This is a genomic window from Paucisalibacillus globulus, assembly GCF_900184735.1.
GTDB classification, from domain to species: Bacteria; Bacillota; Bacilli; order Bacillales; family Amphibacillaceae; genus Ornithinibacillus; species Ornithinibacillus globulus_B.
This window is the reverse complement of record NZ_LT855395.1, coordinates 449,218-471,925: the sequence shown is the minus strand read 5'-3', so window position 1 is coordinate 471,925 and position 22,708 is coordinate 449,218. Positions and strand designations below refer to the sequence as shown.

At 37.9% G+C, this 22,708-nt stretch carries 23 protein-coding genes; 18 read left to right on the top strand and 5 right to left on the bottom strand.

Going from position 1 to position 22,708, the window contains the following annotated elements:
• Nucleotides 1-368 precede the first annotated feature (368 nt).
• From BN999_RS16505 to pstB, 4 genes are all read left to right on the top strand, one after another.
• The gene (locus tag BN999_RS16505; protein ID WP_096273179.1) at nt 369-1,361 is read left to right on the top strand and encodes a PstS family phosphate ABC transporter substrate-binding protein; all 993 of its coding nucleotides are present in this window, start codon (nt 369-371) and stop codon (nt 1,359-1,361) included.
• A 110-nt stretch (nt 1,362-1,471) separates the two neighbouring features.
• Nucleotides 1,472-2,425: a phosphate ABC transporter permease subunit PstC gene (gene pstC / locus BN999_RS16500; RefSeq protein WP_096273177.1), complete on the top strand. Its 954-nt coding sequence runs from the start codon at nt 1,472-1,474 to the stop codon at nt 2,423-2,425.
• A 1-nt stretch (nt 2,426) separates the two neighbouring features.
• Nucleotides 2,427-3,311: a phosphate ABC transporter permease PstA gene (gene pstA, locus BN999_RS16495; RefSeq protein ID WP_096273175.1), complete on the top strand. Its 885-nt coding sequence runs from the start codon at nt 2,427-2,429 to the stop codon at nt 3,309-3,311.
• 51 nt (nt 3,312-3,362) lie between these two features.
• Nucleotides 3,363-4,166, top strand: coding sequence for a phosphate ABC transporter ATP-binding protein PstB (gene pstB / locus BN999_RS16490; protein ID WP_255247503.1), 804 nt, complete (start codon nt 3,363-3,365; stop codon nt 4,164-4,166).
• Between the two features lie 358 nt (nt 4,167-4,524).
• On the opposite strand, the gene BN999_RS16485 is transcribed toward pstB, so the two are convergent.
• On the bottom strand, nt 4,525-6,216 hold the full coding sequence (locus BN999_RS16485) for a methyl-accepting chemotaxis protein (protein WP_096273171.1): 1,692 nt from the start codon (nt 6,214-6,216) through the stop codon (nt 4,525-4,527).
• A gap of 140 nt (nt 6,217-6,356) precedes the next feature.
• Complete coding sequence (locus tag BN999_RS16480; protein WP_096273169.1) at nt 6,357-8,171, bottom strand: LysM peptidoglycan-binding domain-containing protein; 1,815 nt, start codon at nt 8,169-8,171, stop codon at nt 6,357-6,359.
• A gap of 202 nt (nt 8,172-8,373) precedes the next feature.
• On the opposite strand from BN999_RS16480, the gene BN999_RS16475 reads away from it, so the two are divergent.
• The 3 genes from BN999_RS16475 to BN999_RS16465 are packed head-to-tail and all read left to right on the top strand — an operon-like array spanning nt 8,374 to nt 9,425.
• Nucleotides 8,374-8,736 carry a DUF2089 domain-containing protein gene (locus BN999_RS16475; protein WP_096273167.1) on the top strand — a complete coding sequence of 121 codons (363 nt, stop codon included), beginning with the start codon at nt 8,374-8,376 and terminating at the stop codon, nt 8,734-8,736.
• 11 nt (nt 8,737-8,747) lie between these two features.
• A complete protein-coding gene (locus tag BN999_RS16470; RefSeq protein ID WP_096273165.1) occupies nt 8,748-9,131 on the top strand; it encodes an SHOCT-like domain-containing protein in 384 nt (127 codons plus the stop codon).
• A 9-nt stretch (nt 9,132-9,140) separates the two neighbouring features.
• Nucleotides 9,141-9,425 carry a hypothetical protein gene (locus tag BN999_RS16465; protein WP_096273163.1) on the top strand — a complete coding sequence of 95 codons (285 nt, stop codon included), beginning with the start codon at nt 9,141-9,143 and terminating at the stop codon, nt 9,423-9,425.
• A gap of 64 nt (nt 9,426-9,489) precedes the next feature.
• Here the strand turns inward: BN999_RS16465 and BN999_RS16460 are convergent, their stop codons facing one another.
• Complete coding sequence (locus BN999_RS16460; protein WP_096273161.1) at nt 9,490-10,737, bottom strand: MFS transporter; 1,248 nt, start codon at nt 10,735-10,737, stop codon at nt 9,490-9,492.
• 255 nt (nt 10,738-10,992) lie between these two features.
• Between BN999_RS16460 and BN999_RS16455 the strand changes: the two genes are divergently transcribed.
• From BN999_RS16455 to BN999_RS16405, 11 genes are all read left to right on the top strand, one after another.
• Complete coding sequence (locus tag BN999_RS16455) at nt 10,993-11,535, top strand: PadR family transcriptional regulator (RefSeq protein WP_096273159.1); 543 nt, start codon at nt 10,993-10,995, stop codon at nt 11,533-11,535.
• A gap of 12 nt (nt 11,536-11,547) precedes the next feature.
• Nucleotides 11,548-12,027, top strand: coding sequence for a DUF4188 domain-containing protein (locus BN999_RS16450; protein ID WP_096273157.1), 480 nt, complete (start codon nt 11,548-11,550; stop codon nt 12,025-12,027).
• Nucleotides 12,028-12,182: 155 nt separating this feature from the next.
• Nucleotides 12,183-12,797 carry a PH domain-containing protein gene (locus BN999_RS16445; RefSeq protein ID WP_096273155.1) on the top strand — a complete coding sequence of 205 codons (615 nt, stop codon included), beginning with the start codon at nt 12,183-12,185 and terminating at the stop codon, nt 12,795-12,797.
• A gap of 231 nt (nt 12,798-13,028) precedes the next feature.
• Nucleotides 13,029-14,027: an ABC transporter ATP-binding protein gene (locus BN999_RS16440; RefSeq protein WP_096273153.1), complete on the top strand. Its 999-nt coding sequence runs from the start codon at nt 13,029-13,031 to the stop codon at nt 14,025-14,027.
• Nucleotides 14,024-15,019: an ABC transporter ATP-binding protein gene (locus BN999_RS16435; protein ID WP_096273151.1), complete on the top strand. Its 996-nt coding sequence runs from the start codon at nt 14,024-14,026 to the stop codon at nt 15,017-15,019. Before BN999_RS16440 ends, BN999_RS16435 begins: the two co-directional genes overlap by 4 nt.
• A gap of 69 nt (nt 15,020-15,088) precedes the next feature.
• Entirely contained in the window at nt 15,089-16,687 is a 1,599-nt protein-coding gene (locus BN999_RS16430; RefSeq protein WP_255247496.1) for an ABC transporter substrate-binding protein, read from the top strand.
• Between the two features lie 97 nt (nt 16,688-16,784).
• A complete protein-coding gene (locus BN999_RS16425; protein ID WP_096273149.1) occupies nt 16,785-17,789 on the top strand; it encodes an ABC transporter permease in 1,005 nt (334 codons plus the stop codon).
• Nucleotides 17,790-17,825: 36 nt separating this feature from the next.
• Entirely contained in the window at nt 17,826-18,737 is a 912-nt protein-coding gene (gene nikC / locus BN999_RS16420) for a nickel transporter permease (RefSeq protein ID WP_373453638.1), read from the top strand.
• Nucleotides 18,738-18,833: 96 nt separating this feature from the next.
• Nucleotides 18,834-19,424, top strand: a complete 591-nt coding sequence (locus tag BN999_RS16415; protein ID WP_096273147.1) for a DUF6305 family protein — start codon at nt 18,834-18,836, stop codon at nt 19,422-19,424.
• Between the two features lie 21 nt (nt 19,425-19,445).
• Nucleotides 19,446-20,834, top strand: coding sequence for a sensor histidine kinase (locus BN999_RS16410; RefSeq protein WP_096273145.1), 1,389 nt, complete (start codon nt 19,446-19,448; stop codon nt 20,832-20,834).
• Entirely contained in the window at nt 20,809-21,420 is a 612-nt protein-coding gene (locus tag BN999_RS16405) for a response regulator (protein WP_096273143.1), read from the top strand. The genes BN999_RS16410 and BN999_RS16405 overlap by 26 nt, the downstream gene beginning before the upstream one ends.
• Before the next feature lie 86 nt (nt 21,421-21,506).
• Here BN999_RS16405 and BN999_RS16400 read toward each other — a convergent pair whose 3' ends face one another.
• Complete coding sequence (locus BN999_RS16400; protein WP_096273141.1) at nt 21,507-21,962, bottom strand: nucleoside deaminase; 456 nt, start codon at nt 21,960-21,962, stop codon at nt 21,507-21,509.
• A 19-nt stretch (nt 21,963-21,981) separates the two neighbouring features.
• A complete protein-coding gene (locus BN999_RS16395; RefSeq protein WP_096273139.1) occupies nt 21,982-22,539 on the bottom strand; it encodes a CDP-alcohol phosphatidyltransferase family protein in 558 nt (185 codons plus the stop codon).
• Between the last annotated feature and the right edge of the window lie 169 nt (nt 22,540-22,708).

Sequence of the window (22,708 nt, the reverse complement as noted above, 5' to 3'; positions counted from 1 at the left end):
AAATAGGGGTTCAAAGGCTAGGAACGCCTCATCCTGAGGCAACGCCTTTGTGACCAACATCCTGTTGGCCCGAGGCTCACCAGCCGCCCGCGGCAAGGTAGACACTGTGAGGTACTTTCGAACAGATGTCGCCACTATGCTGACAGTAAAAGCGGAGTGTATTTCTGTAGCGAGTATGGTGCTCCCAATTAATAATTATTAGAGCACAGTATCTATCTATTAGACTTAATAAAAGAATAATAAATTTACAAACCCTTTACATTTAATCCATATCTACTTAACATTCGCCCCCTATACTTAGATTTGTAAGAGGGAAACACAAACCCTCTAAAAAAACATAAATTGCACTTTGGGGAGGACAATTTTAGATGAAATTCAAAAAGTATTTAATGTTCCTAGTTGTAGCAGCTTTAGCAGTAGTGCTTGTTGCATGTGGGGATAGCGAAGAAGATAACAAATCAGGAGATAACGCTTCAGAAAACACAGATAACGGAAGCGAAGATAAAGCTTCAGAAGAATTAGAAGGTAGCGTAGTAATCGATGGATCTGGTACTGTATTTCCACTTATGTCTAAACTAGCTGAAAATTATATGCTTGATGAACAACCAAATGTTTCAGTAGAAGTAAGCCGTGCTGGTACTTCTGCAGGTTTTGAAAAATTCTTGCAAGAAAATGGTACAGACTTTAACGATGCCTCTCGCTTAATTAAAGATGAAGAAAAATCAAAAGCAGAAGAGCTTGGAATTGAAGTAAAAGAATTAAAAGTAGCTTTAGATGGTCTAACTATTGTGACACACCCTGATAATGACTGGGCAACTGAATTAACTACTGATCAAGTAAAAGGAATCTTCCTTGGCGAATATACAAACTGGTCTGATGTAAATGCTGACTGGCCTAATGAAAAAATCCAAACTTACGGTCCAAACGAAAACCACGGAACTTATGAGTTCTTTTATGAAAACATCTTGGAAGAGCAAGATTTAGTTAGTGATATTAATCTTCAACAAGATTACTCAACTTTAGTAACACTAGTTTCTGAAGACACAAATGCAATTGGCTTCTTTGGATTTGGTTACTATGATAGCAACAAAGAAAAAGTTAATGCTGTAGGAATTGATTTTGGTGAAGGTGCAGTAATACCATCTCTTGATACGATTGCTGAAGATGGAGATTATGCAGGATTTACTCGCCCAGTATTCACGTACCTGAACGTAAACAATGCAAAAGACAAAGCACAAGTACTAGATTATGCAATCTACGTCATGGAAAATGCTAATAATGTTGCAGGTGAAACTGGATTTGCTCCAATTCCTGAAGAAGAAGCTTCAAGCTTAGTTGAGGAATTAAAAGGACTTCAATAATTGAATATAGACTAACATAGAATTATTTTCACACAAAAATATCATAAGATGAGGGCGCAAGGATGCTCTCATCTTATTGACTTTACGATTTGGAAGGAGAGCTGCGTGCGATGGCAGCAAACAACAAGTACGAGAATAACTCCATCGATGTAAAAGGTATGATTGCAAAAAACAAACAAAGCAAAAGTTTGTCTAGTATAACGGAAAAGTTAATTCCAGTAGTGCTATTTTTGTTTGCGATCATCACTGTGTTTACGACAGTTGGAATTGTATTCACACTATTATCCGAGACAATTGAATTTTTCAAACGTATTCCTATTTGGGATTTCTTTACTGGAACTGTATTAAAGCCAATGAGTCAAAATCCAGAATTTGGTGTATTGCCATTGTTAAATGGAACAATCATTTCATCGGCAATTGCTATGTTGGTGGCAGGACCAATTGGTCTAATGGCTGCAATCTATCTAAGTGAGTACGCATCCGACCGAGTAAGAAGAGTGTTAAAACCAATGTTAGAAATTCTAGCTGGAATTCCAACAATCGTTTATGGATTCTTTGCATTTACTTTTGTGACACCACTTATCCGTTCATTCTGGCCAGATGTGGCAGCGACTAATATTCTAAGTCCTGGTATTGTCATGGGAATCATGATTATCCCGATGATTGCTTCGCTTTCTGAAGATGCCATGAGCTCTGTTCCTAAAGCAATGCGTGAAGGGGCATTAGGTCTAGGGGCTACTAAATTGGAAACAACGTTTAAGGTTGTAATTCCTGCAGCGTTATCAGGGATTATTGCTTCCTTTGTACTAGGAATTTCTCGTGCAATTGGAGAAACCATGATCGTTACGATTGCTAGTGGTAGCTCGAAAAACTTTACCTTTGATATAACTCAATCTATGCAGACAATGACGGCTTATATTGTTGAAGTATCTGGTGGAGAAGCGGCAGCTGGAACGACGATTTATTATAGCTTATATGCTGTTGCCATGACTTTATTTGTATTCACATTATTAATGAATCTACTTGCAAGATACGTCTCTCGTAAGTTTAGGGAGGAATACTAGGATGAAGTATTTAAATGTAGAACAAGTTACGAAGCGCATGAATGGTAGAATTGCCAAAAATAATATTTCAAAGGCCTTGTTCTTCCTTGCGACTCTCTTTGGACTTATTGTTTTAGCTATATTAATCTATCGAGTTGTAGTGGATAGTATTGGTTGGATAGACTGGAACTTTCTAACTGGAAGGCAATCAACAGATGCAGAACGTGCAGGAATAATGGGTGCCTTACTTGGTACGTTATGGATGATGTTAGTCGTAGCACCTGTTACGTTAATTCTAGGAATTGGGACTGCAATCTATCTGGAATTATATGCGAAAAAAGGTCGCTTGCAATCTATTATTCAAACGAATATATCGAATCTAGCAGGTGTACCATCAATAGTTTATGGGATTTTAGGACTGACGATATTTGTTCGGGCAATGGAAATGGGGAATATTATCCTAGCTGGTGGTTTAACCCTATCACTACTCATTCTTCCTATCGTAATTGTTGCCGCTCAAGAAGCCATACGTGCTGTTCCAGGATTCTTAAGTGAAGCATCTTACGGTATGGGAGCAACGAAATGGCAAACAATCAAAAATGTTATTTTACCTGCTGCATTACCGGGTATGTTAACAGGTGCGATTTTAGCCCTTTCCCGTGCAATTGGTGAGACAGCACCACTTACAGTAATCGGAATCCCTGCGTTAATTATTCCTTTCCCGGAAGGAATCTTTGATAAATTTACAGCTCTACCGATGCAAATTTATTATTGGACAATTGATTCATCGTTAGTTGCGGAATATGCAAATCTTGCTGCAGGTACCATTATCGTTCTATTAGTATTGTTATTTGTATTAAATTCAACAGCAATATTTATCCGTAATAAATTCCAACAACGTTTCTAAACCAAGGAGGAAATAACAATGAGTCTTTTGACAGTTAAGGAGAATATAACGATGGTAAACAATAGTAAAACAGATATAGCATCTGCTGTACATGCGAATAATCAAGTAGTCTTTGATACAAAGGATTTAAATCTTTGGTATGGTGAAACACATGCTTTAAAGGATATTAATCTACAAATTAATGAAAAAGAAGTAACGGCGATTATTGGTCCTTCTGGATGTGGGAAGTCTACCTATTTAAAAACATTAAATCGTATGGTGGAATTAGTTCCGACAGTACGAACTACAGGTGAGATCACGTATAAAGGACAAAGTATTTTAGATAAATCCTTTAAAGTGGAGAACCTTAGAACTCGTGTTGGGATGGTATTCCAAAAACCGAATCCATTTCCGAAGTCTATTTACGATAACATTGCCTATGGTCCACGAATTCATGGAATTCGTAACAAGAAGATACTAGATGAAATTGTGGAGAAAAGTCTACGCGGTGCTTACATTTGGGACGAAGTGAAGGATCGTTTAAAGGAAAATGCGTACGGTTTATCTGGTGGACAACAACAACGTTTATGTATCGCTCGCACATTAGCGATTGAACCAGATGTTATTTTAATGGATGAGCCGACTTCAGCATTAGATCCGAAATCAACCCTTAAAATCGAAGACTTAGTGCAGGAATTGAAAAAAGACTATTCCATTATTATTGTGACACACAATATGCAACAAGCTGCACGTATCTCAGACCGTACTGCGTTCTTCTTGAATGGAGAAGTAGTGGAGTTTGATGTTACTGATACTATCTTTACAAAACCAACTGATAATCGTACGGAAGATTATATTTCTGGTCGTTTTGGATAAACTATATATTGAATTTCATCTTCCCCCCTTGATGAATAGAGAAAGAGGCTGGGACAAAAGAGTTTTAGTTGATTAAAATCCGAACGAACATGAAAAGCGCATAGACCCGCTCCGGAAATATACTACGCTTTCCGCGGGCGGCTGGTGAGCCTCCTCAGAGCTAAAGCTCTTCCGGGGTCTCACCGATGCCCTACGCTTTCCGCGGGCGGCTGGTGAGCCTCCTCAGAGCTAAAGCTCTTCCGGGGTCTCACCGATGCCTATCCTCCCGCAGGAGTCTCCGTATATTTCCGGAGCTGATGTGGCGTTTCGTTCAGGTTCCCAACTTATACTTTTAGTTATGTCCCAGCCTCTTTTGTTTTTAAATTTTATATTGCTTCGTACTTTCTATAAGGGACTTGGATATGGTGGTAAGCTTTAATCCAACCTCATGTGTGTGTTCCATTTGCTTCACTTGACTTTCACTACTAGCTAACATCTCTTCGGCACTTGCTAGTGTTTCTTGGGATACGGATAAGAATCCAGCGGTTTCTCTTTCGAGTGGAGGTAAGAACTGTTCTAATACTTTCAGTTCTCCCTGAACACGTTCGAGTTCAGTGTTTACATCAAGTATTTCCTGCATCATTTCGTCGATAGATTGTTTCGCTTCACTGGATTTATTTAATGTTGTTTTTGTTTTAGAAAGCATTTGTTCGAATTCTTTTGTGGCAGTTGTAGTAATTGTGTCCATATTGGAAATGGACTCCGTTATTTGTTCGGCTGCACTAGATGATTGCTCGGCAAGTTTACCGACCTCATTTGCCACCACCGCAAACCCTTTACCAGCATCCCCTGCTCTAGCAGCCTCAATCGATGCATTTAACGATAATAACTTGGTTTGATCTGCAATACCCTGAATTAATCCAACCAGTTGACTGATGGAATTGGAATAGGTTTGAACATGATGTATGGTTGACGTTAAATGGTCAAAATCTTGATTGAACGAATTTACCGTATTAATAAGTTCCGTTATGTTTCTTTCACCGTGTTTTGCTGACATGTCCATATCATGTGCATTGGAAAAGATGGTTTCCATGCTACGGATCATGGTCTCTATTTTTAACTTCATGGATTGGAAGGATTCGGAGCTTCCTTCCGAACTACTAGCAGTTTCCTCTGCGCCATTTTTTACTGCGTATATGGCTTCTATTAGATCCTGACTTGATGCGAGTGTTCCCTCAGATGACTGTTGTAATTCACTTCCCGTTTTCTCCAGTTGAGTGGTTGTCTCATTAATTTGAGTTAGCATGGACCTCATATGGGTTACCATAGCTTGATAGCTTTTTACTAACGAAGAAATTTCAGGGATGGTTGTGTTAATGGTAAACGTATCCTCTTGTAAGTTACCATTGCGAACATTTTTCATCTTTTCTCTAAGTAAACTTAATGGTTTCGTAATACCTCGTACGAAAATCAGTACAGTGATGGTTGCAACGAACAAACTAAAGGCTATAATGCCAATCATGAGATAGGCCATTTGATTAATGCTCCCCATGTAGCTGGATGTTTTCACCATAACCACATAGGTTCCGTTTATTTCATCCATCTGTGCAAAACTAAAGGTATAGTCTTCTCCGTTAACTACTTGGTGAATGGTACCATGTCCTTTTTCTTGAATGGTCGAGATTAGCGATGTTGGTATGTCTATCATGCTCTTTTCACTGATCTTAAACGGTACTACATTATTCTCCGTTATGTAAAAGTAATCCGATATCATTCCATCGTTATCAAGCTTTGTCTTTTGCGAGCGTACGCTGATTTCGAGTTGTTGCCAGAAGTAGTCTTCATCACTCACATACGTGAATTTCAAATTACTAGCAATATCACTCGTTAAATCTACTTCACTTAAGAGTCGCTTTTCAATAGCTTCCATGGTTGTATTTCTAGCGATGGTATAGGCGCTAATTCCGACTGCAATAACGGAAATCGTTAATAAGAAAAGGAATAAAAATAATAATCGTTTTCTAAGGCTAATTCCTTTATTGGTACTGTTTTTATTCTTCTTGTTGTTCAATATTGATCCCCCACACAAACCAAAATTAAATATATAGTAAATTATACCAAGGCAATGTAAACCTAGTGTTAAGTTAGTGTGAAGTTTATAGTGCTTTTGGCATAGGGGAAGGGAGGTTGTAATTTACCTCCCAAGACTAATTATATAAATCTAATGGACGACCCAATCTCTTTGATATGTGCATTATCTGCCCATAAGATGAAGAACTGGTATGTGTCTTCGCCGATAGTGATTGGAGTTGGGTATCGTATGATAAGAGCGGCTTGGTTGTTCATTTCTGGTGGTTGGTCGGATGATGGATAGATGAAACAAGCTTCCTGATTTTGGATGGATGTATGGCTGATTTGTGGATTGGAGCCATAAGGCAATAGAATATGATGTGCCTCATTCTGGCATACCATGTCAATAGAAGCAGGGGATGATATCGCTGCAATTTGGAAGAATCCATTGTTTCCTTCATACCGTTCTGGACTGACCTGCTTCCAGTGTGATGGGTAATGAAATTGAACGCGGAATTGGTTATTACGATAGGTTGCTAGTGTCTCTTTAACTGCTTTTGGTGCCCATTGTAAAGCTGTGATGTTAGGGTGTGTGATTAATTTTCTCGTTGCTTGATTAGTTATATCGGTTACCCAAAGCTCACTAGCTGACGATTCCGTAGTACAACCAGATAGGTAAGCAATCTTGGTACCATTTGTAGACCAATCGACTGGAGTGGAGAAGCAGTTTGATATGGCGATGGTTTGTTCATTAGTTGCCTGATTGTCCGTTAGTCTAATAAAAGAAAAGTATCCTAGTTCTTCTAATGCTGTTGCACTAAAGACAATGGACGAAGAATCAGGAGACCAGGTTGGGAAGTAATTCTTTGCTAATGGTCCACCTTCTACCTCCAATTCATTTCCAGTAGATAAATCAATAATATGAATGATGGAGATGCTAGCCCCGGGTGTCGTATAGAGTACATAGCGGCCGTTAGGTGAGAGCCGAACATGATTGTACCTTCCACCTGTATTGGCAGTGATTTTAGTTAGGCCAGTTCCGTTTGCTTGAATACGGTATAACTGACTAACTCCATTTTCATCGGGTGCTTGAAAGAGTAATTGATTGCCAGTTGGAAACCATTGTACATCGGTCGCACCTGGTTGGGTAATGGTTTGTACACGGTGTGTGATTACGTTGTACAGTATAATTTGGTTTTGTTTGCTGTAGGCAATGGTTTGACTGTCAGGTGACCAATCGAGGTATGCACCTAATCCCTCTGCTAGCTGGTCAATTCGAGCAATAGCACCTGTTGAAGTATCGATTGTATAGATGATGTTGTTTCTACCCACAAACGCGATTCTGTCACGGTTAGGTGACCAATAGGGAACAGAGAAAGATTCGCCTAATCCCTCTGTTAGTTGATGTGTACTCCCGTTTGCCGTATCATAAAGCCAAATATCAAAACCTTCTCTTCCACCGGCAGTATAGGCAATGATCCCATCTTCTCCAAATGGAGCATAAGGAATAATAAGTCGCATTCCAGGATAAATCAAAGTAGATGATAAGTTATTGGTGGTACGAATGAGGTCTGTGTTTACCCTTCCGGCAGTGATTACATGATAGCGTAGGCCGATTTGGTATAGTGTATCACCAGGTTGCACTGTGTAGAATGGAAGACCAGATGGTATTACCAAAAGTTGATCTGGATAAATGGTGTATGGAGCCTGTAAGTTATTTGCTTGTATGATAACGGAGGTTGGAATTCTAAAGTGAGAAGCTATTTTATATACTGTATCCCCTGTTTTTACCCTATAGTGATTTATTCCAGGTGGGATGGACAGTTGTTGCCCGGTGAATATGGTATCCGGAAATGGTATGTTATTAGCTGCGATAAGGGCTGGCGTTGTAAGTCCAAAGCGGTTCGCTATTGCACCCAATGTATCTCCAGATTGTACGGTATAGAATGTTTGCATAAGATCCCTCCAAGTAAAGCACTTTAATATAGGATATTCACCTAGTTGTCGTTTGTTCTGAAAATCCTTTTCTTTAATATATTAATATAAGGATTAACATATTAAATGTTTTTTAAATAAAAAGTTAAATATGTTAATTCGGTATTTACAATGTATTTGATATCGTATATAATATTACCAAAATAAGGAAAGGAAACCATTTATGACCCACACATTACTAACCCGTTGTCCTGTTTGTAGCGATACACTTACCATTACCAAACTGCAATGTAACCACTGCAATACGATTATCGAAAATGAATTTGAACTACCTAAATTTCATTTACTATCAAAGGAACAGCTTCAATTTATTGAAACGTTCTTAGTTTGCAGAGGAAATATTAAGGAAGTGGAGAAAGAATTAGGAATATCATATCCCACTGTTAGAGGTAAACTGAATGACATTGTACAAACACTTGGACATGATTCTAATGACAAGACCATCACTGATGAACGTAAGGTTGTTGGGATGCTAGAACGGGGAGAAATTACGGCAGATGAAGCAATTAAAATGTTAAAAGAATAAGGAGGATAAAGATGAAGGAAGAGGTTGCGAAAATATTAAGTATGATGGAACAAGGAAAGATAAGCGCGGATAAAGCTGCTGAATTGATTTCTTTATTAAAAGAAAAGGAAGGTCCATCAAAGAAGGTAAATTCCACGAATTACATGGATAAGACTTTGAAAATTCGTATACAGTCTCATGATAATGACAATGTTAATGTAAACTTACCTATCAGACTATGCCATGCAGTACTAAAAGCAGGTCATGGAATTGCTGCGAGTTTACCAGATTCAAAGAAGTATGTGCAGGACCTTGATGTAGATTTAATTTTAGAGGCAATTGACCAAAAGGTAGAAGGGCAAATTGTTGATATCACTTCAGGTGATGGTGACAAAGTTGCTATTTTCATCGAGTAGGGAGTCAATATGGTAAAGATAAGAGTAAAATCTCAACGCAAATTTACTATTCTCGTGCCCTATTTTGCACTAAATATTGCAACAACTATCATGCTGACCAACTTTGTCTGGAAGAAAATAACCCAGTCTGACAATCACTCCAATGAATTAATACCAACTAGTAAATCTCCAATCCATAATAAACTACTTAAACCTCTTATTAAGACAGCCATCAAAGAAGCAAAGAATCATCGCGGAACAACTATTTTTGACTTGAAAAGCGCAAGCGGTGAAGAGATATTAATCAGATTATAATAAGGAAAGAAGAGGACAGTCCCTCACCGCTTTAACATGAGCAGTGGGTACTGTCCTTTTACTATTAATCATCTGTTGACTTTAGTCTTCGGAAGACGATGAAGAAATATAGGGATCCTACAAGGTATAAACCTGCGGTAATAGAGAAGACATGTGCATAACCCCAATAAGAACCATACATCATTACGATAGATGTAGATACTGGTCCCATTAATGCCCAACCTAGTTGGAATACCATCTGGTTGATAGAGTTTGCTAGCCCTTTTACGGAATCATCTACTTTTGACATCATGAGAGAAGCTTGAATTGGATTTCCGGCATTCATAAGTGCTTGGCGGAATAGAAATCCGAGACTTGCAAGCAGTAGATTCTCCGTATAGGCCGTCAGTAATAAGAATGGTAGCGATGCAAGTTGTAAGTAAACAACCGCTCGTACCTCGCCAACTTTTTTCACGACTAAAGGACCTATAAACATGGCAACAGCTGTTGCTGCTTGGCCTAAGGAAATAATTAATCCGATGACTGAGTTTGAAGCAGCAAATCGATCTGCGAAATATAGATTCAAATAAGGAATAACAAGTCCACTACCAAAGCCGATAAGTAATTGTGAGATGGCAAATAATATAATGATTTTAAAGCCTGTTTTATTACTCCGAAAGAACTCTTTAAACGGAATCTTCTCCGTTTTATCCCACTTTTGCTTTTGTTTTTCCACCATTTTAAGAATAGGGAAGAACGCTAGAATATAAAAGATACTACCAATTATCAAGGTAATCCTGATACTACTAAGTTCCGTAGTAAAAAGCGTAAAGAAATCTGTTAAGGTACCACCTAGTAAACTACCAATAACATTAGCCGCTGTCATGATCGCTGAATGCAAGCTAAACAGATGAACACGCTGTTTCGGATTAGAATTTTCAGCTAACCAGGGAATAGAGGAGACTTGTAGGAAGGCTGTGAATATCCCAGTAGCAAAACCAGTTAGTAATAAAAGTGTTTGTGCCTCTACAATACTCCGGAAAAATAAAATAAGTCCCGTTAGCAGTACCCCAAAGATCATCACACGTTTTCTCCCAAGTTTATCACTCATGATCCCTGCAGGTACGAGAATGATAGCCGTCGCTAAGGCAGTTAGCGCAATAACTTGCCCATTTACCTCATGACTGAGCCCTAATTCTTGTATATAAATATTGTACATGACCATAAACATTCCCATCCCGATTTGGGAGAAGATGTTGGCCCATATTGCTAGTTTAATATTTTGATTGTAAGTCTTAAGTTGCGAAGACCATTCTTGGAAGAATAAAGCCATCGTTGTCTCGCCTTTCTTTTGTCTAGCTATAGCACCTAGTGACTAGCATATCGTAGTCCCTATCTGGGTACCTCCACTAAGAAAATTTATTTCGTGTCCCTAAGTAATATACAATCAATTGAAGAAAAAGTAAATGGGTATTTGGCTTTTTATCTGGGAAACTTTTTACACATGCATTTAGAAAAAATTTGCATTTATTAGACTATTTTAGTAATATATATCATAAAGATATATATCAAGAAGATAGGTGTAATCATGAAGAAGATAAATCAAACAAGATACGCGATATTAGGCATACTGACAACAGGATGCAGAACTGGCTATCAAATTAAACAAATGATCGATAATAGTTTGAACCACTTCTGGAAAATCAGCTATGGTCAAATCTACCCTACGTTAAAGCAGTTGGTGGAGGAAGGATTGGCAACTGTAGAAGATTCCGTACAAGAGGGGAAACCGGATAAAAAGGAATACTTTCTGACGGAAAAAGGGGAAGAAGAGCTGAGGCGCTGGTTACAGTTCCCATTAGAAGACATTCCCGTAAATAAAAATGAAGTGTTATTAAAGCTATTTTTTGGCCGTCATCAAGCGAATCATACTACCATGGAATTCTTAATAAATTATCAAGAGATATTACAAAAGCGATACGAAACCTATGAAGGTATTGAATCCACTATCCGAATGCATTCTCTTGATAGTGCAGATGCCCAGTACTGGTTGTTTACTTTGGACTATGGAAAGCGGATTACAGCTGCTGAGATTGGTTGGTGTAAAGATACGATTACGAAATTAGAATAAGGAGGAATATAAATGGGAAAACAATTGTTTCCTGGGCGTTACACAACGGACAATGACGAGGATATGGTTGTATTTATAATTGGGATGAGGGTTAATAAGCGATTAGCAGTTAGGAAGTGGTTGCCCGTATTTAAGGCTATGCCGCGTATGATTCGGGAACTGTATGAGAATAAGGAAGAATTGGGGTTTCTATCCATGGAAAGCTTCTTTGGACTAAGAACCACTGTTATGATTTCTTATTGGAAGTCGACTGAGGATTTATTGGCTTATGCAAAAGGTCCAACTCATTTAACTGCATGGAGAGAATTTAATAAAAAGATAGGTGATAATGAAGCCGTTGGAATCTATCATGAAACGTATTCCGTCTCAAAAGGTAATTATGAGGCGTTATATGGAAATATGCCTTTATATGGCCTAGCTAAAGCAAGGAATCATCGTATGATTACACCTGATATTAGATCAGCAAGGAAGCGGCTTTCTGGGGTGAAATAAGCTTAAGGAATTCACTCTTTAACAAGGGTGATTAGTGTTAGTATTATGGTGATGGTGAATCTTGTGAATTAGGCATAAAGTCCCCTTACCCACATACAATAATGTGGTAACATGAAAGTGAAATTAGTTACACATTGGTATGGAAGGGGATTTTTATGTTAAAGAAACTTGCTTCTGATGCATTGGGCTTATCCGATATTGGTAAGATTATTGGCCCTGAGGATTATGACAAAACAGATTCAGATGATTATGTTAGACATGAGGATAATGAGAAGATTTATTTCTTAATTAAAACAAAGTCTGACGAGTATTGCTTTACTAACTTGGCATTAATTCATGTGGACGGGGAAAATGCAGTATCATCTAAACGAGTTCTCAAGAGATATTCTTACTCACATAATAAGATCTCAAATGTATTACTAGAAACAGCTGGAAGAGTAGATTTAGATATTGAAATTAAGTTTACTATTGGGAATGTCAATATGTCTGTTGATGTGGATAAGAAGGAAATAAATCGCTTAAATGATTTATACAAAGCACTTCTTTATATTGCAGAATTAACGCAAGAAAACAATACGATACAAGAATTAGCACATCAAAGCCTTGATAAAGCAGTAGCGGTACTTCATAATTCTAGAACAAATGATACCCAGCTTTCGGAACAATACAAGCAACTAACAGAGTATGGTTTCTCCTGGTTAACATCTATCCGTGAACAATACCATAAGAAGGATTTTGGGGATGTATTTGAGAAATATATAAATAATTAAACATATATATAAGGAGGGTTCAGTACCTTAATTTAAGGTGCTGAACCCTTTCTGTATGTCCAGAACTATCGACAAAATCTGATAAAAGTCGGGGAGTGACAGGCACCTAGAAACTCCTAGAAATTTTTTATGAGAAAAAAGAGAAAAAACATATATTGACGGAATGATATGTATAATGTATATAATTCCGATTTATCAGTTAACTGTTTGATGTCAAAGGAGGGGTGATTTATGAAGTCCGTGAAGCCGCTGTTAGAGGTTAAGAACTTACATACGCATTTCTTTACGAAAGCTGGTGTTGTTCGAGCTGTTGATGGTGTAAGTTTTGATGTGAAGCCTGGTGAAACATTAGGTATTGTTGGTGAATCAGGTTCTGGAAAGAGTATTACTGCTATGTCTATTTTAGGACTCATCCCATCTCCACCAGGGAAAATAGTGGATGGTGAAATAATTTTTAAAGGTGACAATCTCTTAAAGAAAAATGAGAGACAAATGAGACAAATTCGTGGTAAGGAAATCTCTATGGTATTTCAGGATCCAATGACATCGTTGAACCCAGTGTTTACAGTGGAGAAACAAATGGTTGAAACCATTTTAGCCCATGAGAATATGACCAAGAAGCAGGCAAAAGACAGAGCAACCGAATTGTTAAACCTTGTTGGGATTCCAGACCCAAATAAACGTCTGAAAAATTACCCCCATGAATTTAGTGGTGGAATGAGACAGCGTGTCATGATTGCAATGGCGCTTTCCTGTAATCCATCCTTATTAATTGCCGATGAGCCGACGACAGCTCTTGATGTAACCATTCAGGCGCAAATACTCGAGCTTTTTAAGAAAATGCAAAAGGAACTAGACATGGCAATTATCATGATTACTCATGACCTGGGAGTAGTATCTGAGGTATGTGACCGTGTCATGGTTATGTATGCTGGGAAACCCGCAGAATTTACAGAGACCAAAAGACTATTTGACAATGGAAAACACCCTTATACGATAGGTCTTATGAATTCTATTCCTAAGATTACACCAAACAAGGAAAAACTTCAGCCCATAACAGGTCTTCCGCCAGATTTAAGGTCCTTACCCACTGGATGCAGCTTTGCTCCGAGATGTAAGCATGTAATGGAAAGTTGTCTAACCCATGATCCTACCTTATCGAAAGTGGATGATAATCATTTAGTACGTTGTTTACTTTACGAACAAACAAAGAAGGCGGTTACGACATGAGTGCACTTTTAGAACTGAAAAACGTCAAAAAGTATTTCCCGTTAAAAAGTGAAAAAATACTTTCTAGAGAAAAGCCAATGCTGAAGGCTGTTGATGGTATTTCATTGGCGGTAAAACCAGGTGAAACATTGGGGCTTGTTGGTGAGAGTGGTTGTGGAAAATCAACTGCAGGAAGGGTTGCTTTAAAATTATTGGAACCAACAGAAGGTGAGATTTGGTTCAAGGGTGAGAACATAACCAATTACAAAGGGGAGCAACTTAGAAAACTACGAAAAGAAATGCAAATTATCTTCCAAGACCCTTACGCTTCCCTAAATCCCCGTAAAACTATTGAACAAACCCTGGCGGAGCCAATGAAAATATTTGGAATGCCAAAAGAGGAACGTCTCAAACGAATTGATTACCTATTAGATGTAGTTGGTTTAAGTTCCTATCATAAGCGTCGTTATCCTCATGAGTTTAGTGGGGGGCAAAGGCAACGGGTTGGGATAGCTAGGGCACTTTCTTTAGAACCTGAATTAGTGATATGTGATGAACCGGTTTCGGCATTAGATGTCTCTATTCAAGCGCAAGTAATAAATTTGATGGAAGAATTGCAGGATGAATTTAACTTAACTTATATCTTTATCGCACATGATTTAAGCGTTGTTCACCACATTAGTGATCGTGTTGCGGTTATGTACTTAGGTAAGATTGTAGAGATTGGAGAGGCATATGAACTCTACAAGAATCCAAAGCACCCATATACACAAGCATTATTGTCCGCAATTCCAGAGACCAATGCCAGTCTTGAAAAGGAACGAATTATTCTAAAAGGGGACTTGCCATCACCAGCTAATCCACCAACGGGGTGTAAGTTTCACACAAGGTGCCCATTTGCGGAAGAGATTTGCCGTATACAAGAACCAGAGCTTAAGCCTGTTTCTGAGGATGGCCAGATGGCAGCCTGTCATTTTGTTAAAGAAGTAATTAGTAAGGAACTGGTAACGTGAAAATTTCAGGAAACGTTCTATAGTGTCCTGGATTTTTATAAATTCATCAAAAAATGAGGGGGAAGAGAGTTGAAAAAGCGTTATTTATTTATGTTGTTGGCTGTTGTTGCCATGATTATTAGTGCTTGTAGTGATAGTACTGGAAGCACCGCTGATGATGGTGATGAAAAGGGTGGAAAGAAAACACTTGTCTTTGGGCGTGGGGCGGACTCCATTCAGCTTGACCCATCCAAAGTTACTGATGGAGAGTCCATTTATGTAACAAATCAAATTTATGATACATTAGTTCGTTATGAAGAAGAAAACACTGAGGTAAAGGCTGCATTGGCTACGGATTGGGATGTAAGTGATGATGGACTTGTTTGGACATTCCAACTTCGAGATGATGTGAAATTCCATGATGGAACTGACTTTGCTGCAGACGATGTAGTATTTAACTTTGAGCGCTGGACAACTTCTGCTGAATTTGTTTACTACGGATACATGTTTGGTGCCTCTGAAGAAGATATGGGAGGTATCATTGAAAAGGTAGAGGCGACAGGAGATTATGAAGTTCAAATTACTTTATCTGAACCGAATGCACCGTTTCTACAAACATTAGCAATGCCTCCATTTGGCATCGCGAGTCCTGAAGCTGTCGAGGAGCACGGCGATGATTATTTCAAGAATCCGGTAGGAACTGGACCATTTATATTTAAGGAATGGGTTGCAGATGACAGTATTACCGTTACTAAAAATGAAGACTACTTTGGAGAAGTAGCCAAAGTAGATGAAGTGATTTTTCGTGTAATTCCTGATAACGGTGCACGTTTTATGGAGTTACAAGCAGGAACAATTGACTTGATGACAGGATTAAATCCTCAGGATATTTCAACAGCTGAGGGGGATGATGCGTTACAAATTATTCGTAGGCCATCTATGAACGTTGCTTATATGGCAATGAACACAGATAAAGAAGGACCTTTATCTGATAAGCGAGTTCGTCAAGCAATTAATATGGCAGTGAATAAAGAGGAATTAATTGCATTATATGAAGGTATTGGAAAAGAAGCTAAGAACCCTATCCCTCCATCTTTATGGGGATATAACGATGATATTGAAGCTTATCCATTTGATGTTGAGAAAGCAAAAGCATTATTAGCAGAAGCAGGATATGCAGATGGGTTTGATATTACGTTAAATACATTTTCTAATCCACGTCCATATATGCCACAGCCAAAGGTAACGGCACAGGCAATAGCCGAGATGCTGAAGGCGGTTAATATTAATGTGGAAATCATTGAAAGCGATTGGGACACTCATTTAACACTTACCGAAAATGGAGAGCATGACATGGCGTTCTTAGGATGGACTGGTGATAATGGAGATCCAGACAACTTCATGTATGTATTACTTGATAAAGATAATGCTACGGTTGGCTCAGCTGGAAATATCGCATTCTATAAGAGTGATAAGCTACATGATCTTCTAAAAGCCGCTCAAGTTGAAATGGATCAAGATAAACGTACAGAGTTATATCTTGAGGCTCAGGAAGTTATCCATGAGGATGCTCCGTGGTTACCAATTGCACATACTACACCACCACTGGCTGCAAGTAGCAGTATTGCAGACTATATACCACATCCTACTGGAAGTGAACCTTTTAATCTATTAGATATGAAAGAGTAAAAGCTGTACATTAGTTGTCTCAGAGGGATAAGGGGCAGATTCCCCTCCTCCCCTGAGGCAATCTCTTTATTCCTAAGAAAAACGGAGGAAAGAAGCAATGATAAAATACATTTCTCGCAGACTACTCATGCTAATCCCCGTACTTATCGGTGTCTCGATTCTTGCATTTTCCCTTATTCATTTGGTCCCTGGGGATCCAGCTAGGAGTATATTAGGTGAAAAGGCAACTAAGGACCAATTGGAAGCACTACAAGAAGAACTTGGATTGAATGACCCGTATTACGTTCAATATGGAAGGTTTTTAGGTGATATCTTACAGGGGAACTTAGGTGAATCTATACAGTCGAAGGAAAGTATTGGAGTGGAACTCATTCAGAAACTTCCAGCCACGATAGAACTAGCTGTTTTTGCGATGCTTGTTGCTGTTATTGTGGGGGTGATTGCAGGTGTAATTGCTGCAGTTAAGCAGTATTCGTGGTTTGATAATATGAGTATGACTGCTGCATTATTTGGTGTTTCCATGCCAATATTCTGGCTAGGTTTAATGATGATTTGGCTATTTTCAGTTACCTTTGATATATTGCCTCCAAGTGGCAGACTAACAGCTGGTGTTGAATTACATACTATTACCAATTTTTATTTGATAGATAGTATATTAACAGGGAATTGGCTAGCCTTTAAAGATTCCTTATCACATATACTAATGCCTGGTTTAGCTTTAGCTACGATTCCAATGGCTATTATTGCACGAATGACGAGGTCTAGTATGCTCGAGGTTATGCGCCAGGATTATATTCGAACGGCTAATGCAAAAGGTTTGAAGAAAACTATTATTATCTTCCAGCATGCTTTAAAGAATGCCTCATTACCGGTATTAACTGTTATTGGTTTACAATTTGGTTTATTGCTCGGTGGTGCCGTGTTAACCGAAACTATTTTCTCTTGGCCGGGGATTGGTCGATATGTCTATTTAGCGGTTCTTGGGCGGGATTATCCGGTGGTTCAGAGTACTATTTTGATCATCGCAATTATCTTTGTGTTAGTTAATCTAATTACAGATATTTTATATAAATACTTAGATCCTAGAATAAAGTTTGAATAGACTAGTTTTCCCTTGATAGAAGTCATTAGAAAGGAAGTGCAGGCATTGTCGCTACAACCAATTTCAACACCAGATATACAAACACAAGAAACAAAACAAGCAAAATCAAAAAGTCTTTGGATAGAGGCCTTATTTCGGCTATTAAAGAGTAAAACATCTGTTATTGGGTTAATTATTATTACCATATTAATTATTACAGCCATTCTAGCGCCAATCATTGCTACGCATGATCCAACAACACAAAGTATTCCTAATCGTTACCAAGCACCATCAGGAGAGCATTGGCTAGGCACGGATGAATTGGGTCGTGATATATTTAGTAGAATAGTATATGGCACGCAAATATCCATTCGAATTGGATTAATTGCTGTTGGTATCTCTATGGTTATTGGGGTAACCCTCGGAGCAATTGCAGGTTATTTTGGAAGATGGGTCGATCAAATAATCATGCGAATTATTGATATCATGATGGCATTTCCTAGTATTCTATTAGCTATCGCTTTAGTAGCGGTACTTGGACCAAGTTTAACCAATGCGATGATTGCAGTAGGAATTGTAGGAGTACCACAGTTTGCGAGAATTGTTCGATCCGCGGTCCTCTCTGTTAAGGAAACGGAATTCATTGAAGCAGCTCGTGCAATTGGCGGAAAGCATGGTAGAATCCTGTTCAGACATGTACTACCTAATAGTATGGCACCAATTATAGTTCAAGCTACACTAGGAATTGGGACTGCGATACTAGATGCTGCAGGACTGAGTTTCCTAGGGTTAGGGGCACAACCTCCTACGCCAGAATGGGGGGCAATGCTAAGTGATGGGAGAGCGGCAATCCAGAATGCTCCTTGGGTAGTTGCCTTTCCAGGTGTAGCAATTTTCCTATTTGTTTTAGGATTTAACCTGTTTGGAGATGGTCTACGTGATGCTTTAGACCCAAAATTAAAACAATAGTGACATTTTAGATAATTTAATAGTATGATAAAGGATAAAGTTAATGCTTTATCCTTTTTTGTGTTTCTATATAACCAATAATGGGGGGATTTCGAATTGAAGCAATTTATTCCAACCTTCATTGGCATATGTTTAGCTTGTTTCCTACTAACTTTTGAGATGGTAAACCCCTCTAGCGGAAAGATTAATACATATCCCAATCTACCTGTACCAATTGCTATGGAGGATATTTTAATTACCTCAGCAGGACAAGCTGTAGAAAGCGCAGTGCTCAAGTCAATTGCTGATAATTTAAATTTAGAATCAGATTATAGACCGCGTGCTCTTGCAACAGACCTATACGAATATAAAAGTGTTGTAATGATTGTTGGCTATAGTAAAAATGGACTATCCCAAACATTAAGAAATGTGAAGGAGGAATTTCATAGGGCAAAGGAATTGGTCCAAGAAGCAGAGAAAAACTCTATTCCAGTAATCTTAGTAGACATATCTGGGGTCCTACGTGAAGATGAAACAACATGGGGATTACTAGAGTCTATTATTCCACACACAACCTACTACATCGGTTTAAAAAACTCCAAGCATAGTCGTGATTTGCGAATGTTGTTGAAAGAGCACCATGTTCCAACAACGCTTGTGAATGAAATAAAAGAAATAGAAGTTCCGTTTAACTCAGCATATCGTTAAGGCTTAAGAAAAGGTGGTCATATGAAAAAGAATGACAATCACATATCCATAATGATAGGCAGTCTACTAGTTATGCTTGGCATCTTGCTACCAACAATAGTGGAAAGTAGCTCAACTTACATGATAGAGAATATGGAAGCTAGCATTCTACTAAGGGATAGTGGGAAGTTAGTTATTATTTCAATTCTTTATGTAGCAAAGTACACGATGATTTTCTTTTTTATTTTCTTTGGTGGAATCCTTGTGATACATGGCAAGTTTAATAGAAATGGAAATCTAATTTGGCAATTATTATATGCTCTTACAATACTCCTAATATTATTTATATATAATTACCTTCACAAGGAAGGTTTTTCCTACATTGGCATTTTACTTACATTAGCAATTTTATTATTTATTCAGGGATTTATCCCAAGGCGAAAGAATTTTTATTTGATCTACTCTGTTTTATTATTTATCGTGCTACTTGCAATGAGTTGGATGCAGTTAATTCCATGGTTATCAAAGTTCGGAATAGGGACCAATGATATTGCGACCAGTCTGAAAATTGCCGATCACTATCTAACTGGTAATTATTTGTTAAATACACTAGCAAGCTTATTTTTTATTTTATTTTTAATTATCTCAGTAATACTAACATTTCTCTTGAATCTGCTTAACAAACGGATTATTGCAATGGAAAAGATTCAGGAGGGTGAGCAGGAACTTAAGGCAGCAAGGATTGCTTTAGTAGAATCAAAACTACATGAAGAAATAAACTCATTAGTACATGATTTGAAAACTCCTTTGACAACAATGGAGGGGCTATCCTCCTTAATTAAGATGCGGCTCGAGAAAAGTGGAGAGACTTCTATTAAGAATTATCTAGAAAGAATGGGAAGTTCTATTCAAAAAATGAATGATATGATTTCTGAAATTCTTTATGAACATAATAAACAGCCAATTTCTATAAAAGAACTATTAGAATATGTAACCAGCCATCTGATATTAGCTGAACAGAATATAGAGATTGTGGTCAATTTAGAAGGAAACTTGCCTCCTATATGTGTAAATAAAATTAGATTCTCACGTGCGATATCCAATTTATTAGAGAATGCTATCTCTTCCATGGCCGGAAAAGCGGGAAGCATCCATGTGAATGTTAATAGAGTAGATAAACATATTGTATTTCGAATTATTGATAATGGACAAGGGATAAAAACATCCCATCTCCATGCCATTTGGGACGAAGGTTTTAGTACTAGAAATTCTTCCGGGATAGGCTTATCCTTTGTAAAATCAGTTGTTGAAAATCACCATGGTACTATTCAGGTTAGTAGTGTTCCAGGTAGTCATACACAAATGAACATAATACTTCCAATTCATGAAGAGGGTGAGAAAGCTTATGAGTACAACAATCTTAGTCGTTGATGACAATGAAGGTATTCGCTATACACTGAAGGAAATTTGTCAGTTTGCCGAATGGAATGTGATTGAAGCGGTAAGTGGTAAAGATGCAATTGCTTTATTTGAAAAGATGGAGCCTGACCTCATACTGATGGATTATCATTTGCCGAATGGAGACGGGATTACAACAACAAAGGAAATACGCAAGTTTAATGTTCATGTACCAATCATTGTGCTTACGGTTGATGAAAGACAGGAAGTGGCGGATACATTTATGAAAGCTGGTGCAACAGACTTTGCATTAAAACCTATCAAAGCACCTGATTTAATTTCTAGAATTCGATTAAATCTAAAAGTCAGTAAGCTTACAGAGGATCATATTAGTGCATTTGTAGACAAAGGTATAAAACAAGATACGTTGATGTCAATTAAAAGTTACCTACTCAATCAAGAAAAAGCAATAACGATTGATGAAATTAAGAACGCCTTGCCAATTGCCTATCAGACTGTTCATCGGTACTTAAATTACCTCGAAGGTAGAGGAGAGGTGGAGGTTGTTTCACAATACGGCAAGAAGGGGAGGCCGAAGAATCGATATCGATTAATTTAAATAAAACCTGAATTTTATCAGAGATGATAAAAGAATTTGTTCATTGGAAAAAGAATCCACCCAAATGTTTGACTTGGGTGGATTTATTATTTGTTTACAGTCTTCCAAAGCTGCATTGGATTCTCTTGTTCTCGTTCTAAAGGAACTCTTGTCATAGTAATCGACCGATCTGCTCGTTCCTTTTTTATTTCTTCATATATCATGCTAGATTTACCTAAACCGACTTTGATAGCATCCTCAACAGACTGGCAGTAATAAACTTTGTCAATGCCAGCAAAATACATGGCGGTTAGACACATAGGGCAAGGTTCACCACTTGCATACATGGTATAACCAGATAAATCATTTGTACGGAGCTCTTCTTGTGCTCTCCTTATCGCAAGGAGTTCTGCGTGACCACTAACATCATAAGTTTTATGTAGTTCATTCACACCTTCAGCGATGATGCGCTCGTCTTTTACTAATACTGCTCCAAAAGGTTGTCCACCTTCTTTTACATTGTCTACTGCCAATTCTACTGCTCTACTTAAAAACTCATCCATAATGATGCCTCCTATTTGATTATACTCTCCGGTAAAGCTTTAAAAACTCTGGAATATACAATAAGAAAGATAGCCCTAAAAATACCCCGGTTATTAACATTAAGATTGTAGCAAAGTGAATACTAATTTCTGGGAAACCTATTAATATAAAAGTAGCTGCATAGAAAACGGCCGTTGAGACCTTACCAAACCACATTGCGCCATCTAGTTTTCTACCTTTTCTTAGTAGAATAATTCCATTGATCCCCATAAATAATTCCTTCACAACTAGTAGTATCACTAATATCCACATATAGTCATATCGAAACATTAAACAGGCGACAATGGCTGCTTGTGTAAATTTGTCTGCAACTGGGTCGACCAGTTTCCCGAGTTCAGTAATTTGATTAAATTTCCTGGCTATTAGTCCATCGAACATATCGGTTAGTCCAGATAGAAGAATAATAAATGCTGCGACATAATAGTCACCAGTGCTATCAGCGGTTATGTATATATAAACAAAGACAGGTATTAATAATAGTCTTATATAAGATAAGACATTAGGAATTGAAAATATTTCTTTTGTTGTAAATTTCATGGACCGTTTCCCCCTAGAAGCTAACACAATTGTTAGTCAATTGTTCCTAATGGTTATTGTAATATTTCTGGGTAATATTGGGAAGTACGAGGTCTGAAAATAAGAATGGTAATGATAGATTTTCATGATAAAATTATAAATATAGAAGATTATGGTAAATTGCAGGGGT

What these genes read in the sequence shown, in the direction of transcription:
- BN999_RS16505 (WP_096273179.1), top strand. Translation starts at nt 369, where the DNA reads ATGAAATTCAAAAAGTATTTAATGTTCCTAGTTGTAGCAGCTTTAGCA.
- pstC (WP_096273177.1), top strand. Translation starts at nt 1,472, where the DNA reads ATGGCAGCAAACAACAAGTACGAGAATAACTCCATCGATGTAAAAGGT.
- pstA (WP_096273175.1), top strand. Translation starts at nt 2,427, where the DNA reads ATGAAGTATTTAAATGTAGAACAAGTTACGAAGCGCATGAATGGTAGA.
- pstB (WP_255247503.1), top strand. Translation starts at nt 3,363, where the DNA reads ATGGTAAACAATAGTAAAACAGATATAGCATCTGCTGTACATGCGAAT.
- BN999_RS16480 (WP_096273169.1), bottom strand. Translation starts at nt 8,171, where the DNA reads ATGCAAACATTCTATACCGTACAATCTGGAGATACATTGGGTGCAATA.
- BN999_RS16475 (WP_096273167.1), top strand. Translation starts at nt 8,374, where the DNA reads ATGACCCACACATTACTAACCCGTTGTCCTGTTTGTAGCGATACACTT.
- BN999_RS16470 (WP_096273165.1), top strand. Translation starts at nt 8,748, where the DNA reads ATGAAGGAAGAGGTTGCGAAAATATTAAGTATGATGGAACAAGGAAAG.
- BN999_RS16465 (WP_096273163.1), top strand. Translation starts at nt 9,141, where the DNA reads ATGGTAAAGATAAGAGTAAAATCTCAACGCAAATTTACTATTCTCGTG.
- BN999_RS16460 (WP_096273161.1), bottom strand. Translation starts at nt 10,737, where the DNA reads ATGGCTTTATTCTTCCAAGAATGGTCTTCGCAACTTAAGACTTACAAT.
- BN999_RS16455 (WP_096273159.1), top strand. Translation starts at nt 10,993, where the DNA reads ATGAAGAAGATAAATCAAACAAGATACGCGATATTAGGCATACTGACA.
- BN999_RS16450 (WP_096273157.1), top strand. Translation starts at nt 11,548, where the DNA reads ATGGGAAAACAATTGTTTCCTGGGCGTTACACAACGGACAATGACGAG.
- BN999_RS16445 (WP_096273155.1), top strand. Translation starts at nt 12,183, where the DNA reads ATGTTAAAGAAACTTGCTTCTGATGCATTGGGCTTATCCGATATTGGT.
- BN999_RS16440 (WP_096273153.1), top strand. Translation starts at nt 13,029, where the DNA reads ATGAAGTCCGTGAAGCCGCTGTTAGAGGTTAAGAACTTACATACGCAT.
- BN999_RS16435 (WP_096273151.1), top strand. Translation starts at nt 14,024, where the DNA reads ATGAGTGCACTTTTAGAACTGAAAAACGTCAAAAAGTATTTCCCGTTA.
- BN999_RS16425 (WP_096273149.1), top strand. Translation starts at nt 16,785, where the DNA reads ATGATAAAATACATTTCTCGCAGACTACTCATGCTAATCCCCGTACTT.
- BN999_RS16410 (WP_096273145.1), top strand. Translation starts at nt 19,446, where the DNA reads ATGAAAAAGAATGACAATCACATATCCATAATGATAGGCAGTCTACTA.
- BN999_RS16405 (WP_096273143.1), top strand. Translation starts at nt 20,809, where the DNA reads ATGAGTACAACAATCTTAGTCGTTGATGACAATGAAGGTATTCGCTAT.
- BN999_RS16400 (WP_096273141.1), bottom strand. Translation starts at nt 21,962, where the DNA reads ATGGATGAGTTTTTAAGTAGAGCAGTAGAATTGGCAGTAGACAATGTA.
- BN999_RS16395 (WP_096273139.1), bottom strand. Translation starts at nt 22,539, where the DNA reads ATGAAATTTACAACAAAAGAAATATTTTCAATTCCTAATGTCTTATCT.